This is a genomic window from Shumkonia mesophila (genome assembly GCF_026163695.1).
GTDB classification, from domain to species: domain Bacteria; phylum Pseudomonadota; class Alphaproteobacteria; order Rhodospirillales; family Shumkoniaceae; genus Shumkonia; species Shumkonia mesophila.
Window position 1 is genome coordinate 205,279 of sequence record NZ_JAOTID010000005.1, and the last position, 14,111, is coordinate 219,389.

Here is a 14,111-nt window from a genome sequence, read left to right on the forward strand (position 1 = left end):
GGTGCGGGGCTTCAATTGGTTCGCGGCAATTCGAAGATCTGCCCCGGATAGATGAGGTCGGCGTCGGCGATCTGGGCGGCGTTCGCTTCGTAAATGACGGTGTACTGAAAGCCGGTCCCGTAGGTGCGCCGGGCGATGCGCCACAGGCTGTTGCCGGGCTGGACGATGACATAGCGCCCGGCACCCGGCGACAGGGGTTCGGCCCGCGAGAACGGCAGCGAAACGCGGGCCACCACCTTGCCGGCGCCGTCCATCTGGTCGACGCGGAGGGTGTAGAGGCCGGGCTCGACCCGGATCTCGGGGGTCACGCTCCAGCGGTTGTCGCCGCCGGTCGCCGCGCGGCCGAGAAAGCCGTTGTCGAGATAAAGCTGGACCAGCGATCCCGCCTGGGCCTGGCCGCTGATGCTGAGCCGCCCGGCGTCGTCATAGTCGATGGCGTCGACCGCCAGCACGAGGGCTGGCTGCCCGGCGGTCGGCTTCTGGAGGACGACGCTGGGGACCGGCCCGTCCGGGACGGTGACCTTTTCCGGGTTCACGTCGGGAACCTTCAAGACCAGCGGCTGCTGCGGCCGATCGGTGGGACGTCCGGCGATATCCTTGCCCGGTTCCGGTACCACCAGGATGACCGATGCGGTGGAGGTCGTCTTGGTTCCCGACGATTCCGCTTCCAGCGTGAGCTGCCGGGTGCCGGCCGGCAACGGCGTTTCGGGCACGAACACCCATTCGCCGCGCTTGTCGGCGGTGGCCTCGCCGATGATCTTGCCGTTATCGAGAATGCGCACCTTGCTGCCGGGCGCGGCGCGGCCGGCCATCACGGTGTCGCCCTTCGGGTTGATGCGCACGACATCGAACGAGGGCGCGACGGGACCCGTCGATGGCGACACATCGGTGGCCTTGCCGCCGCCCGCCGGCTGGCCCGGCGCCGATGCGGCCTCGCGCGTCATCCGCGCCGCCTGGGACGCCGCGTCGGCGACGGCCTTGGCGGCGTTGGCGGCTTCGGTGGCCTGACGGGCCTCGTCCTCGGCGGCCTTCGCCTCGGCCCGGGCTTTGGCGGCCGCTTCCTTGGCCTCGGAGGAAGCGCCGGGGGCGTCGGCCCGGGAAACGGCTTCCTCGGCCGCCTGTCTGGCGGCGGCGGCCTTGGCGGCGGCCTCGCGGGCGCGTTCGGCGGCCTTGGCGGCGGCCTCGGAAGCCGCCTTGGCGGCGGCTTGCGGCGTCGAAGCCTGCTCCAGCGGCTCCTCGCTCATTTCCTGTTGCCAGAGGAGGAAGTTGGCACCGATCGCGGCCATGACGACGACGACGCCGATTGCCGTAATTACAAGCGGGCGGTTCACACGTTCCCCCAGTTCAAGCCGACGAAACTCCAAGAAAAAGTTGGACAACAGTAATACGGCCCACGGGGCAGCGCAACGGCCGCTTGGGAAAGGGGAACGGACCGCGCGAAGGGCGCGAAGTCTGCCCCAGCCGGACCGTTCGCTTCACTTCGCCGGCTTGCGGGCGACCTTGTTGCTGATGGCGGGCAGCGACTTGAGATAGGCGGCGAGGGCGGTTCGGTCGGCCGGCGTCAGCTTGGCGGTGCTGTTGGAAACGACTTCGCCCATGCCGCCGCCGACGAAATCGCCGTCCGGGGTCATGCCGAGGGTGAGCAGGGTGTCGATGTCGTCTTCCGACCAGCCGCCGATGCCGGTTTCCTTGTCCGGCGTGATGTTGGGCACCGAACCGCCGTCGGGCCCCTCGATGGTGCCGGCCAGCGTCCTGTCGGCCTGGGTGGCGCCAAAGGCGTTGCGCGGCGTATGGCATTCGCCGCAATGGCCAAGCGCCGTCGCCAGATAGGCGCCGCGGTTCCACTTGTCGTCATGGGCGGCATCCGGGCGAAAGGGGCCGGGGGTGAAGAAGAGCGCCTTCCAGCCGGCGATCAGGAAGCGCCAGCCGAAGGGTGCGCGGACCTCGTGCGGCCGGTTTTCACGCGCCACCGGCGGCAGCGAAAAGAGGTAGGCCTTGAGATCGGCCATGTCGGCGTCGCTCATGCGGGTGTAGGACGGATAGGGAAAGACCGGAAACAAGTGGCTTCCGTCCGGGGCGCGGCCGTGACGCAGCGCGGCGATGAAGTCGCCGTCCGACCAGGTGCCGATGCCGGTCGCGGCGTCGGGGGTGATGTTGGGGCTGTAAAAGACGCCGAACGGCGTTTCCAGCCGCCGGCCGCCGGCCAGGGGCGCGCCCTGATTGGCGGTGTCGGTATGGCAGACCCCGCAGTTGGCGGCGTCGAAGACGTACTTGCCCCGCGCGACGGCGCCATCGCCGTCGGCGCCAAGCGCCGACGGGGCGGCGAGGAGGGCGCTGATGAGAATCCAGGCTGTCGGCGCGCGCATGGAAAACCCCAGGCAAAGGGGCCGAAACGCCTCGTGTCGGCGTTCCGGCCCCGGATCACGGGACGACGGCGTCAGTTCTTCTTGCGGTAGGTCTGGTGGCAGCCGCCGCAGCTCTTGCCCAGTTCGCCGAAGGCGGCGGCAATGGCCGTCATGTCGCCGCCGCCGGCCACGCCGGCGAACTTGGCCGAAGCGGTCTCGAAGGCCGTCACCGCCTTGGCGAACTCGTCGGGCTTTTCCCAGATGACGGGAAGCGCCGTTGTCTCGGCGCCGGCGTCGGAGCCCTTCGGGAAGATATCCTTGGTCAGCGCGCCCATGGCGGCGACGGCGTTGGCGTGGCCGGGCAGGTGGCTCTTGGCGTCGATCTGCCCTTTGACGAGGGAAGCCAGCGCGCCCATATGGCCGCCGAGCGCCTTCATCACGGACTGGCGGTACTTGATGGCGGCCTCGTCGGCCTGGGCCGGCCCGCCGGCCAGGCCGAAACCGAAAGCCGCGATCAGCGCGACGGCGACGAATTTGGCCGCTTTTCCGAAAAGGTCCTGCATCGATGTCTCCCCGAAAACGAGTTGGATCCAATCCATAAACAAAGCCGGATGGCACTTATTCCGGCGGTTCGGCGGGATGCCACACGAGACAGCTACGCTGTCCATGACTATAAATGGGAAGCAAAGGAGTTTTCCAGGTGGACGATACAATCAAATTTCCGTCAGACGCATCCGACAGAGCGGTTCGGCGCCCGGATATCCGCGCGCTTTGCGTGTTCGCGGGCTCGCGCATGGGGCTCAACGGGCGCTTTCGCGCCGCCGCCGAGCGTTTGGGCCGATTGATGGCCGAACGGGGCATCCGGCTGGTCTACGGCGGCGGCGCCATCGGGTTGATGGGGGTGCTGGCCAAGTCGGTTCTGGACCATGGCGGCGAGGTGACCGGCGTCATCCCCGACTTCCTGATGACCCTGGAAGTGGGCGACCCCGGCGTCACCGAGCTGATCGTCGTCGGCAGCATGCACGAGCGCAAGGCCCGCATGTTCGACCTGTCGGACGGTTTCGTCGTGTTGCCGGGCGGGCTGGGGACGCTGGACGAAACCATCGAGATGGCGACCTGGAAGCAGCTTCAGCTTCATGCCAAGCCGATCATCGCCGTCAACGTCGACGGCTATTGGGATTCGCTTAAGGGCCTTCTTGGCGCCGTCGTGGCCGGCGGCTTCGCCCATCCCGCCATGCCCAGTCTGATTTCGACCGTCGATACGGTGGACGACGTCTTCGACGCGGCGGCCACTGCGCCGCTTCCGGGGCGGGAAATCCTGCTCAGTCACCTGCAAGGCGATTGAATCCGCTGCCCCGGCCCACGCCCGTTCATATGTCGAGCGGTTCGAACGCCACCTGAAGAGAGGCGAAGGTGTTTTCCCAGGCCGCGCGGGACCCCACTGTCACGAAAGCCGGCATGACGGCCCGTGCCCCCACCGAGCGCAGCATGGCCGCGTTGTCGGAAAGCCGAGGATGGACGTTCCAGCGGAGGCGCGTCGCGCGGCCGGCCTCCGAAACTGCCAAGGCCGGCGTGCCGCGCGGCACGTATCCGGTGAGCACGACGGCGACATCGTCGCGTTCATGCCAAAGGGGGAGGAGCCGCGCGCTTTCGCCCTGGTTGGCATTGGCGTTGGTCGCCAGCGCAATGCCATCCGGGACATCGCGCAGCGGTCGCGCCGCGGCAAGCAGGCGGGAAAGCCGCTCGCCCGCGCCTGGTCGCAGGGCATCTCTCCACGGGCCGATCAGGCGCTCGAGGGTGCGACGCAGCGCCCCGCACAGGGCCGGCCGCTTCTGCATCGCTTCGAGAACGAACAGGGCGATCTCGGGCCCTCGGCCGGTTGCCGGCACCGGCAGCAGTGCATGACGGCTGGCCAGCGCCCGGCGCAGCGATCGGCGGCATGCCGACTGCGGCTCGTCGGAGAACCCATCCGATGCATCGATGATGGCTGTGGCGGCCGGTGGCGGGTCGTCAAACGCATAGATTTCGGATTCGACACAGGTGTCGCCGGCGTAGAGAAGCCCGTGCCCGACGCCGAGGTGCAGCCAGACGCCGCCGGGGGAATGACCGTTACGCCCGGTGGTGACCTTGATGCCCGACACATCGATGCATCCACGCAGGGGCAATGTCCGTACCGCACCGCCGTCCGGCATCGCGATCTGCGAGGCAACGATGTCGGTCGCATAGACCGGCGGGTTGCCGATTTGGTCCAACAGGTGAAGGCCGCCGGCGTGGTCTCCATGCGCGTGGGACAGCACCAGCGCATCCACACGGCCGATACCGCCGACATCCGCCTCCTGACCGATGTCCGGACCCACTCCGATGTCGAGCACAAGGCGCCGGTCGGCCGCTTCCACCAAGAAGCACGCAGGCCCCTTGCCCCCGATGCCGGAAATCGGCGTCAGCCGCACCCCGCCGCCTCCGCCGGGGATACCGCGGCCCGTCAAACGCCCGCCTTGCCTATTCATCACGTCCGTTCCCTCGATGTCTCCGATCGCCCATCATTGGAAAGGCCGGGTGGCCGGTCAAATTGACTTGGTCGATCCGCTTATCGAGAAAACCGATGCGAGCGCGGGATCGCGGCGGTTCAGAAGCCAGACATGATGCGGATGAAGGCGCGGGCGGTTTCGGAAGGCTCGAGGTCCTTGGCCCACAGCGCATAGATGGTCCGCTTCGGCGAAAATCCGGGGATGTGACACTCGTGCAGCTTCCCCTGCGCGATCTCGTCTTGGACGGCGCGGCGGGAAAGGACGGCGAAGCCAGGGCCTTTAAGCAGGGCCGCCTTGACCGACTCGACGCTGCCGACCACCCGGATGTCACGAAGCTCCAGGCCACAACCCTTCCGCAGGTAGGTCAGCATAGACGACGACTGGTTGGTCATGTACAGCGTCTGCTCTTGCAGCCACCGGATGGGCGAGGCGCGTTCAACGTGCTTGCGGGGCCCAGCCCCAGGCCCCGTCACGATGGACAACGGGTCGTCCATCACCGCCTGCGCGGCGAGATCGGCGTGTTCGAAGCCTTCGGGCTGCGAGACGATACCGAAACACGTGCCGGAGGCGTCGTGCCGGACGGCTTCGATCACCTCTCGCGTATACCTGACGTGGGTATTCACCGTGACCCGCGGATACAGGCGCGCGAACTCGGCCAGCACGCCGGGAAGGATGAACAGCCCGGGCGTATGGGAGGCGACAACGGCGATCTGGACGTTCTCGATCCGCCGTTCCGCCGCCAAAGCGGCATAGGCGGCATCCAATTGCGTCAGCGCCGCCACGATCTTCGGAAGGATCCGCTCTCCGGCGCTGGTCAGGGTGACTTCCTGGCGCGTGTCGCGGGAGCGGTTGAGCAGCCGGGCACCGAACCAGTCCTCCACCCGCTTGATTCTGAGCGATGCCGTGGATTGCGTGCAATGGAGCTTCACCGCCGCCTTGGTGAAGCTTCCGCTGACGGTTACCTCGTGAAAGGTCTGAAGATCCTCGATCTTCAATCCGGCCTCCCCTTGATGGGACCTCGCGATCGGCTTGGCGAGGTCCCGGTCCGGCCGCTCATCCGGAGTGGGAGGAAGCCTACGCGCAGACGCGGGAGCTAGGCAAGACGGTCCCGAGCTGCCTCAGGCGCCGCGCTTGGGCATCATGTTCAACTGGTCCAGTTGGGTCCTGAAGACATCGCGCGCCGTCAGGCCCGAGAGCGAGCCGGTGCGGAAGCTGCTTTCGCCGGTGACGGCGATGCCGTCCCGCCGGACCGTCGGCCCGGAAATGAAGGTCGGCACCGGATCGCCGGAATGGTCGCCTTTTTCGCACGGCGTCGAGTGATCGCCGGTCAGGGAGATGATCGTCCGATCCAGATCGAGGTGCCGACGGAACAGGCCGAACATGCCGTCGATATCCTCAATGACGCGAATTTTTTCCAGTGGGTTGCCGTCGTGGCCGCAAAGGTCGGGTCCCTTGACGTGAACGACGGTCCAGTCGAACCCCTGGCGGACACAGTCGATCGCCTGGCGGGCCTTCGCCTGCAAGTCGGAACGGATGCCCCCGGTGAAGCTCTTGTTGTGGAAGGTTTCGAGCCCGACCAGCCGGGCGATGCCCAGCACCGTCAGGTCGCCCGCCACGCACGCGCAGGTCAGCTTGAACTGGCAGCCGATCGGCACCACGCTGCTGGTACGCCCGACTCCGCGCAGTAGAACCACGTTGGCCGGGGGCTTGCCCTCGGCGCGGCGTTGCCGGTTGACCGGGTGGGGATCGAGGTGCTGGCGGCAGAGCGTGGTGAACTCGTTGACCAGGCTGGCCGTGCGTGCCGCCTCGGCACTGCCGTCGGTCGGCGTGCAGGCCGGAAGCGCCACGTCGGGGCCGGAGACGTTGGGGTCGGTGGGCGTGACCGCCGTCGAAAGCCCAGCTTGACGAAAGACGATGGCGACGCGGTGTTCGGTCAAGGGCTTGGCCAGGACCCGCGCGCCGCCGCCGAGTTGCATGCCATCCAGGGCGGCGGCGAGTTCACGGGTGCCGGAGGCGATGCGGCCGGCCCGGCGGTCGAGGACATGAGATCGCTCGTCAACGGTTGCGAAGTTTCCGCGGAAGGCGATGTCGTCGGGCCCCATCATGATGCCGGCGCTGAACGCCTCGAGCGGGCCGCGCCCCGGATATACCTCGTCCGGATCGAAGCCGAAGATCACCAGATGGCCGACATCGGTGCCGACGGGGATGCCTGGCTTGTAGGGATGGACGTTGCCGCACAGGCCGCGCGCGGCGAAGAAATCCATGTTGGGGGTGGTGGCCTGTTCCAATGGCGTCCGTCCGCCCAACTCGGGGATCGGCCGATCGCCGAGGCCGTCGGCGATCAGCAGCAATCCTTGTTTGCCGTTCATGCAGGAAAATCCTTCCTCTCCGCCGCCGGACGTCGCCGGCGCCGTATGCGTTCGCTAAATCGGGGCCACCCCTGGCGTGGCGACCGGTCCCGGGGGGACTCCGGAACCGGCCGCCTCGCGCCGCCGCGGCCGATCAGGCGGGGCCGGGCCCTTCGACCGTTCGCCGTTCTCCCGGCCGGGTCAGGCGGACCAGAGTGTCGCGCCGCACCCACAGCCAGAAGGCCGAGACCCCCAGGATGATTCCCCACATGACCATGTTGAAAACGCCGGGTTTCCGGTAGGTGTTGAACTTGACGGCCACCTTGTCGAGGGCGAGCACCCGGGCCTTGGTCAGCACGAACTGATGCCCGCTTCCCTCTTCGACCATTTTCGCGTCCTTCGGAATGTCGGCCAGTTGGACGCCGGCGGGCAAGACCGCCCGGAACTCATAGTTGGCGAGGGGCGACGGGCCGCTGTTGGTGAACGCGTAGCTCAGCGTCTCGATCTGACCGGGGAAGCTCGTCTCTCCGCTCTTCGGTTTGCCCTTGAAGAAGCCGTCGACGGTACCCGCGAACGTCATCGTCACGTCCGCGTCGCCCTTGTCGAAGCGGTAAACCAGCGCCTTCTCGCCGCCCTTGGGCTTGTCGGGCTTGTTCGATAGCAGACCGCTGCTGCTTTCGACGAACCCCGCCTCCTTGGCGAGGATGGGCAGGTACAGTTCGCCGGCCTTGTTGGTCTTGCCTTTCACGGTGATTTCGAGGTTGGCGTTCCGGCCGTCGCCGACGAAGGTCTCCTTGAACCCCAGGATGTCGCCGAAATCGCCCGCCACGGCGGCCGTGAAGGGCATGGCCAGCAGAAGGGCGGAGCAGACGGTGAGAGTGGTATTCTTGGACATGATGGCCTCCTTTGCCTGCCTCACGTGATGTCCAGCACCTTGAACAGGGTGAAGGACGCCACCAGCATCAGGCCCCATTTGATGAGCAGGACGCCGATGCCATAGAACAACTGGTCGAGCACCGAAAAGAAGCCCGAGCCGTAGTAGATCAGGTTGGGTTTGCAGTGGGGCGGCAGGGTGATGGTGTCCGACAGCGTGAAGGCCACCGGCAGTGCCAGCGCGATAGGATTGATGCCGGTGGCCTTGGCCAGCGCGATCACCGTCGGGATCAGGATCACTGTGCGGACCACCTTCGACGTGAAGAAGAAGTGGCTGAAGCTGCCGATCAGCATGATCACGGCGAACAGCACCGGGAAGCTCATGCTGGTGACGCCGAGGCTGGCGAATAGGCCATTGAGCGCCCAACTGGCGACGCCGGAGCTGTCCAGCGCCAAGCCGCCGGCGTAGGCACCGGCCGAGAAGATCATCAGGTTCCACGGAATGTCCGCCTCCTTCCAGTCGAGAATTCCGACCTTCGGCAGGAAGAAAAGGGTCGCCGCAATGACCGCCACCATGACCAGGCTGATGTTGAAACCGAATGCGGCGACGTGCCACTTGTCGGTCACCCACAGCCCGATGGTCAGGGCGAAGATGGTGAGGGCCTTGATTTCCATCGCGCTCAGCCTGCCGAGATTGCGGTATTCCTCGTGCAGCCGATCGAGGCCGCCGACGGTGCCACCGACGTTTTCCGGCGGATACATAAGTCGTCCCAGGAAGAAAGAGCCGAGCAGGGTGAGAATGGCGATGGGGGCCGAGGCCACCAGCCAGTCGGTATAGGAAACCTGGATGCCCGCCAGGTCCTTCATCAAGCCGACCGCCATGATCTGCGGGGCCGTCGCCGTCAGAATGGCCGTGGTGCTGATGTTGTTGGCCTGCAAGCCCTGGATGGCCAGGAGCTTGCCCATGTTGGCGTTGCCCTCGTTCACGCCGTAGGCGTGGGCAACCATCAGCATGATGGGCAGCATGATGGCGGCCCGGGCCGTCGTCGACGGTACCAGGAAGGCGATCAGGAAGTTGGCGATCAGCATGGATAGCAGAATGGAGGATGCAGTGCGTCCGAACTTGGTGATCAGCCACAGCGCAAGGCGCCGGGCGAAGCCGCTTTTGGCCAAGGCCGACGTAATGACGAAAGCGGCGATCATCAGCCAGATGACGTCGTAGCCGAAGACGCCGAGCGCGTTCTTCTCGCTCCAGCCGCCCAACACCGATAGTAAGATGAGAACGATCAGAGACGCCACGTGATTGGGAACCGCCTTGCTGACCCACAGGATCAGCGCCAGGGCAAACACGGCCATGGCCACTTGGCCGTCGTGGGCTATCCCCAGGGGCGTCGTCATGGTCATGATCGTACCGAAGACGATCAATCCCGCAGGGATGCCGAAGTAGAACATCAACTGCTCCAGAGGCGTCCTGCCGATTTTATCGATATCCATTGGCTCCCTCCACGCTCGGTTCTTTCGCGGAATCATCGGGAAGGAGCCGGCTGCGGGTCAAATTGTATTCCCCGATCCCGATATCGAGAAACTCGATGCCTGCCCTTCATGCTTGCCAAATCGGGCATTGTCGCCTATTTTTTCGGCGTCCGGGCGACAGGTTTCGCATACGCTTCTTCGGGGCGCACCCCAACGGACACGAATACCGATAATCGGACAATTGGACGTCGCGAAGAATTACCCGGTGAAGCGGGGGCTCGCACGGCGGCAAGGGCTGTCCGCCATTTTGTTATTCGACCACAGAGGGGAAGGTGCACATGATCGATTTGGTGTCCATCGCCCGCGCGGAGGCCGACGGAGATCTGTTCGGGCTGCTGTCGGGGCTGTTTGAACCCACGGACGTTCGGCCGAAGGGCCATCCCGATGCCGTCGTTTGGAAGGGAGGGAACCACGATGGCGTCGTGACCCCCATCGTTCACTCGCTGACCGACGCCTTTGCCCTGCTTGGCACGCTGTCGGCGGTCGACGTGCTCGGCCTTCCTTATTACGCGGTGCCGATGTGGTCGCAATACCGGCACGACACCAAGCTGGCGTCGCTGGCCTGGTTCGGCAATCTCCCCTTCACCTCGATCAAATGGTCGACCGCCGGCGACGCCATGGTCAACGACGGCAAGGGCGGCAAGGTCGTGGTCATGGGGAAGTCGGCCAACGCGCCGTTGCGTACGCAGGCCGGGGTGTTCTGCAATGTCCGCCCCTATGGGCCGATCACCGTGGTCCGCTGCATGCCATGCCTGCCGTACTCGCAGAACCGGGCCGCCTTCACGGTCGACGCCAAGACCGGCATCGTGCACTCGGAGATCAACACGCCCGGCGTGCAGATGGCCTATGCGAACCGCCTGTTCCTGAAGATGGTCCACGAGACGGGACGTCTGGGCCGCGTGGCCATGAAGCCGACCCAGGCGATGGAGGACGGCATCAACGCGGGCCTTCATTCCTGGCTGCTGAAGGGCACCCAGTTCAAGGTGGGCCGAAAGTACGCCGTCGATGCCTACGAGGAGCATCGTGAGAGCATCGACCGCATCGTCGCCCTGCTGCCGCCGGACTTCAAAAAGGGCATGGAGACCTGGGGCGGGCGGATCGAGCAGCACATCTCCGACACCAATTTCGGGCTGCTTATTTGGGACTTGATCGAGAAGCGGGACGCCATCGTGCTGGCGACCGACCTCGATGGCGATCGGCTCACCGACCTGCTGGCCGATGTTTCCGACCCGCTGCGCGCTTTTGGCGGCATGGTGGCCAAGCATCTTGGCCAGTCCGTCGACATGAACGCGGTGTGGCGCGACATGGGCTACACCACCGGCAACGGGCGGGACATGACCTCGGTGATGCACCGCATGGATGGGCCGCCCATTCACGAACAGACGTTGGGTTCGGCCGACGCGATGCTGCGGCGCCTGCTCGCGGGGGACGAGACCGAGGGCGGGACCAAGAAGCCGTACGACCCGCGGATCCACTTCGTGTTGATCCGCGACGCCTATCTCGATGCGAACCCCGGCAATCGGAAGCTTCGGGAATACTTCGATGGCGTGCTGGCCGCGTTCGACCGGGTCTATGGGGGCGAGCGTCCGCGCTTTATCGACGGCTATAAGGCCCTGAAGGCCGCAATCAAACCCTGGGGCGCGTGACCGAATCCCATTTTGCAGCCGCAGACGATCAAGGCCCGCCGGGACGCCGGCGGGCCTTTGTCGTGGCGTCGCGAGGAGGCTATTCGCCGAGACCCGAGGCGACGATGCGGTTCTTCACCGAAATGGCGTGCCGTTCCATCATCATGGCGGTGCGCGCGGCGTCGCGTTCGGCCAGCGCCTTCAGGATCTCCTGGTGCTCGCGGTTCGATTTCTCGAGGTCGGGGCTGACCAGCATGGCGCGCCAGCGGAACAGGTACAGTTCCTTGTTGATGGCGGCGTACATCTCGCGCAGGCGCTGGTTGTCGGCGAAATCGAAAATGGCCTGGTGGAATGCCGAGTTGATCGCATAGAAGCCTTCGACGTTGCGCAGCTTGGCGTCCTTCTCCATGCGCTCGACCATCTCGGCGAGGTCGGCCATCTGGCTGCGCGTCACCGTTTCCGCCAGGATGCGCCCGGCATAGCCGGACAGCACGGCGCGGATGTCGCAGATCTCGATGGCATCCTTGGCCTGAAGCTTGCGCACGAACACCCCGCGGTTGGGGATGATCGTCACCAGGCCGGCCTGCTCCAGCTTGCGGCAGGCCTCGCGGATCGGCCCGCGGCTGACCGAGTTGCGCTCGGCGAACGCCTTTTCGTTGACGGGCTCGCCGGGCCCCAGGTTGCCAGACAGGATCTGGCGCTCCAGCTCCTGCAACACCACCGCGGTCAGGGATTGGGGACGCTCGATCATGGGCACCTAATATCGCTGTTCGCGATTGTCATCAACACTCCATTTAAGCCAGCCGTATCCCCAAAACTCCAGGGAATCCGATTAATTGTCAACAATATACAGGATTGTTGACAATCCGGGAAGGCTGTAGTTTGATGACCTTGGTTACCCGCACCTAAAATCGTACAAACTCGCGAAAAAGGGGAAGGCTATGCGACATATGTGGAGTCATCTGTCCCGGCTGACGGCCGCGGCCGTTCTGGTCACCGGGATCGCAGCCGTGAACGACGCGCAGGCCGCCGGCAAGATCAGGCTCGGCCTGGGCGACATCGAGTCGGTCGAGACGTTGAACATGCTGATCGCCATCGAGCACACCAAGGCCCGTGGCGTCGATGTTCAGCTGATTTCCTTCAAGTCCGAAGACATCGCCAACCAGGCCATCGTCAACGATCAGGCCGACATCGGCATCGGCACGCCCTATGCCATCATCCAGAAGGTGAAGGCGCCGATCCGGCTGTTCATCCAGTTGTCGACCCTGCAGTTCTATCCGGTGGTCAACACCGAATTCTACAAGACCTGGAAGGACCTCAACGGCGGCGACCTGGTGGTCCATTCGCGCACGTCCGGTACCCAGGCGATCGCCAACCTGATGGCCCAGAAGCACGGCATCAAGTATGGCAGCCTCAGCTACGTGCCCGGTTCCGAGGTCCGCGCGCTGGCCATGCTGCAGGGCAACATCAAGGCGACCATCATCGACGCCGTGAACACCAACTTCCTGATGGAAAAGGCGCCCGGCAAGTTCGCCGTCCTGCCCCTGGAGGGCGTGAAGGCCAGCGACGAGGCGATGTTCGCGCGCGCCGACTACCTGGAGAAGAACGCCGAGACGGTCGGCATCTTCATCGAGGAACTGGTCAAGACGTGGCGCGCCATCAACAAGGACCCCAACTACGTGGTCGAAGAGCGCAAGAAGCTGGGCCTCCTGAAGGACCTGCCGAAGGACCTCGAGAAGGAAGTTCTTCCCTACTACCAGGTGGGCGTCAAGGGCGGCATGTTCCCGACCGACGGCGGCGGCATGGTTGCCGCCAAGTCCGACCTCGACTTCTATTCGGTGGCCGGCCAGATCCAGGGCACGCCGGCCGATCTCAAGGTCGAGGACTTCTGGACCTTCGGGCCGCTCAACGCCGCCCTCAAGAAGCTGGGCAACTAAGCGGAACCGAGGCCTAGAGCCGATCCCGCATCTCATCCTTCCTCCGCTTTCCGGATGGGCGCCCATCTTGCGTCCATCCGGGGGCGGACGGCACCGCCCCGCCGCGGCGCCGGCATAAAAAAAGAAAACAGGAAATCACAATGGCGCTTCGCACTCTCGGCCGACAGACATGGCTGTGGAAGCTCATGTCCTTCGCGCTCTTCTTCGGGGCGTGGGAGATCGCCGGCCGCATCCCGATCAGCCTGTCCTTTCCCACCTTCGGCGATACCTTCGTCGCCTTCGTCAGAATGACCTTCAACGGCGACTTTGCCGCGGCTTACCTGCAGACCACCCAGCCGCTGATCATCGGCATCGCCATCAGTGCGGTGGCCGGCGTCGGCTTTGGCGTCGTCATGGGCCTGTGGCGAACCATGGAATGGTTCATGGTGGTGGTCTTCATCATCCTTTATGCCGCCCCGGTCGCCGCCATCATCCCGCTGGTGACCTACATGTACGGCATTGGCCTGACTTCGAAGGTGGTGGCCGTCGTCATCATGGCGCTGCCGCTGGTCGTTCTCAACTGCTACAAGGGCGTGCGCCACACCCATCCTTCCCTCCTCGAGATGATCCGTTCGTTCCAGGGCAGCCGCTGGCAGGAAGTCCGTCTGATCATCCTGCCCAACGCCAGTACGCTGATTTTCGCGGGTCTGCGCCTCGGCATCGGCGCCGGTTTCGTCGGCGTCGTGCTGGCCGAGCTCCTGATCACGCCGACCGGCATCGGCGACCTGATCACCTATCACCGCTCGGTCGCGGACTATCCGGAAATGTTCGCCGACATCACCTCGATCATCGCGCTTTCCGCGGTCACGCTGACGGTTCTCCTCAAGATGGAGTTCCTGGTCCGCCCGGAAACCCGCAAGCGCTAAGCCCTGCCCAAGACTGG

Annotated in this window: 13 protein-coding genes; 4 read left to right on the top strand and 9 right to left on the bottom strand. The window is 65.2% G+C overall.

Annotated features, from left to right (window positions below):
• Positions 1-11: 11 nt before the first annotated feature.
• From ODR01_RS10785 to ODR01_RS10795, 3 genes are all read right to left on the bottom strand, one after another.
• Positions 12-1,331, bottom strand: coding sequence for a LysM peptidoglycan-binding domain-containing protein (locus tag ODR01_RS10785; RefSeq protein ID WP_316977656.1), 1,320 nt, complete (start codon positions 1,329-1,331; stop codon positions 12-14).
• Between the two features lie 144 nt (positions 1,332-1,475).
• On the bottom strand, positions 1,476-2,366 hold the full coding sequence (locus tag ODR01_RS10790; protein ID WP_316977657.1) for a cytochrome c: 891 nt from the start codon (positions 2,364-2,366) through the stop codon (positions 1,476-1,478).
• A 71-nt stretch (positions 2,367-2,437) separates the two neighbouring features.
• Positions 2,438-2,908: a c-type cytochrome gene (locus tag ODR01_RS10795; RefSeq protein WP_316977658.1), complete on the bottom strand. Its 471-nt coding sequence runs from the start codon at positions 2,906-2,908 to the stop codon at positions 2,438-2,440.
• A 212-nt stretch (positions 2,909-3,120) separates the two neighbouring features.
• On the opposite strand from ODR01_RS10795, the gene ODR01_RS10800 reads away from it, so the two are divergent.
• Positions 3,121-3,690 carry an LOG family protein gene (locus ODR01_RS10800; protein WP_316977659.1) on the top strand — a complete coding sequence of 190 codons (570 nt, stop codon included), beginning with the start codon at positions 3,121-3,123 and terminating at the stop codon, positions 3,688-3,690.
• 25 nt (positions 3,691-3,715) lie between these two features.
• Here the strand turns inward: ODR01_RS10800 and ODR01_RS10805 are convergent, their stop codons facing one another.
• The 5 genes from ODR01_RS10805 to ODR01_RS10825 form a co-directional block, all read right to left on the bottom strand.
• Positions 3,716-4,795 carry an MBL fold metallo-hydrolase gene (locus tag ODR01_RS10805; RefSeq protein ID WP_316977660.1) on the bottom strand — a complete coding sequence of 360 codons (1,080 nt, stop codon included), beginning with the start codon at positions 4,793-4,795 and terminating at the stop codon, positions 3,716-3,718.
• A gap of 176 nt (positions 4,796-4,971) precedes the next feature.
• Positions 4,972-5,868, bottom strand: a complete 897-nt coding sequence (locus ODR01_RS10810) for a LysR family transcriptional regulator (protein WP_316977661.1) — start codon at positions 5,866-5,868, stop codon at positions 4,972-4,974.
• A 123-nt stretch (positions 5,869-5,991) separates the two neighbouring features.
• On the bottom strand, positions 5,992-7,242 hold the full coding sequence (apgM, locus tag ODR01_RS10815) for a 2,3-bisphosphoglycerate-independent phosphoglycerate mutase (RefSeq protein WP_316977662.1): 1,251 nt from the start codon (positions 7,240-7,242) through the stop codon (positions 5,992-5,994).
• 133 nt (positions 7,243-7,375) lie between these two features.
• Positions 7,376-8,116: a hypothetical protein gene (locus ODR01_RS10820; RefSeq protein WP_316977663.1), complete on the bottom strand. Its 741-nt coding sequence runs from the start codon at positions 8,114-8,116 to the stop codon at positions 7,376-7,378.
• Positions 8,117-8,136: 20 nt separating this feature from the next.
• Positions 8,137-9,588: an SLC13 family permease gene (locus tag ODR01_RS10825; protein ID WP_316977664.1), complete on the bottom strand. Its 1,452-nt coding sequence runs from the start codon at positions 9,586-9,588 to the stop codon at positions 8,137-8,139.
• Between the two features lie 317 nt (positions 9,589-9,905).
• Here ODR01_RS10825 and ODR01_RS10830 point away from each other — a divergent pair, with 317 nt between their 5' ends.
• The gene (locus ODR01_RS10830; RefSeq protein WP_316977665.1) at positions 9,906-11,273 is read left to right on the top strand and encodes a hypothetical protein; all 1,368 of its coding nucleotides are present in this window, start codon (positions 9,906-9,908) and stop codon (positions 11,271-11,273) included.
• Positions 11,274-11,352: 79 nt separating this feature from the next.
• Here ODR01_RS10830 and ODR01_RS10835 read toward each other — a convergent pair whose 3' ends face one another.
• The gene (locus ODR01_RS10835) at positions 11,353-12,003 is read right to left on the bottom strand and encodes a GntR family transcriptional regulator (protein ID WP_316977666.1); all 651 of its coding nucleotides are present in this window, start codon (positions 12,001-12,003) and stop codon (positions 11,353-11,355) included.
• A gap of 199 nt (positions 12,004-12,202) precedes the next feature.
• Here ODR01_RS10835 and ODR01_RS10840 point away from each other — a divergent pair, with 199 nt between their 5' ends.
• Both ODR01_RS10840 and ODR01_RS10845 read left to right on the top strand, forming a co-directional pair.
• Positions 12,203-13,189 carry an ABC transporter substrate-binding protein gene (locus ODR01_RS10840; RefSeq protein ID WP_316977667.1) on the top strand — a complete coding sequence of 329 codons (987 nt, stop codon included), beginning with the start codon at positions 12,203-12,205 and terminating at the stop codon, positions 13,187-13,189.
• 140 nt (positions 13,190-13,329) lie between these two features.
• Positions 13,330-14,094 (top strand): ABC transporter permease, encoded by a 765-nt coding sequence (locus ODR01_RS10845; RefSeq protein ID WP_316977668.1) that lies wholly within the window; start codon positions 13,330-13,332, stop codon positions 14,092-14,094.
• Positions 14,095-14,111 lie beyond the last annotated feature (17 nt).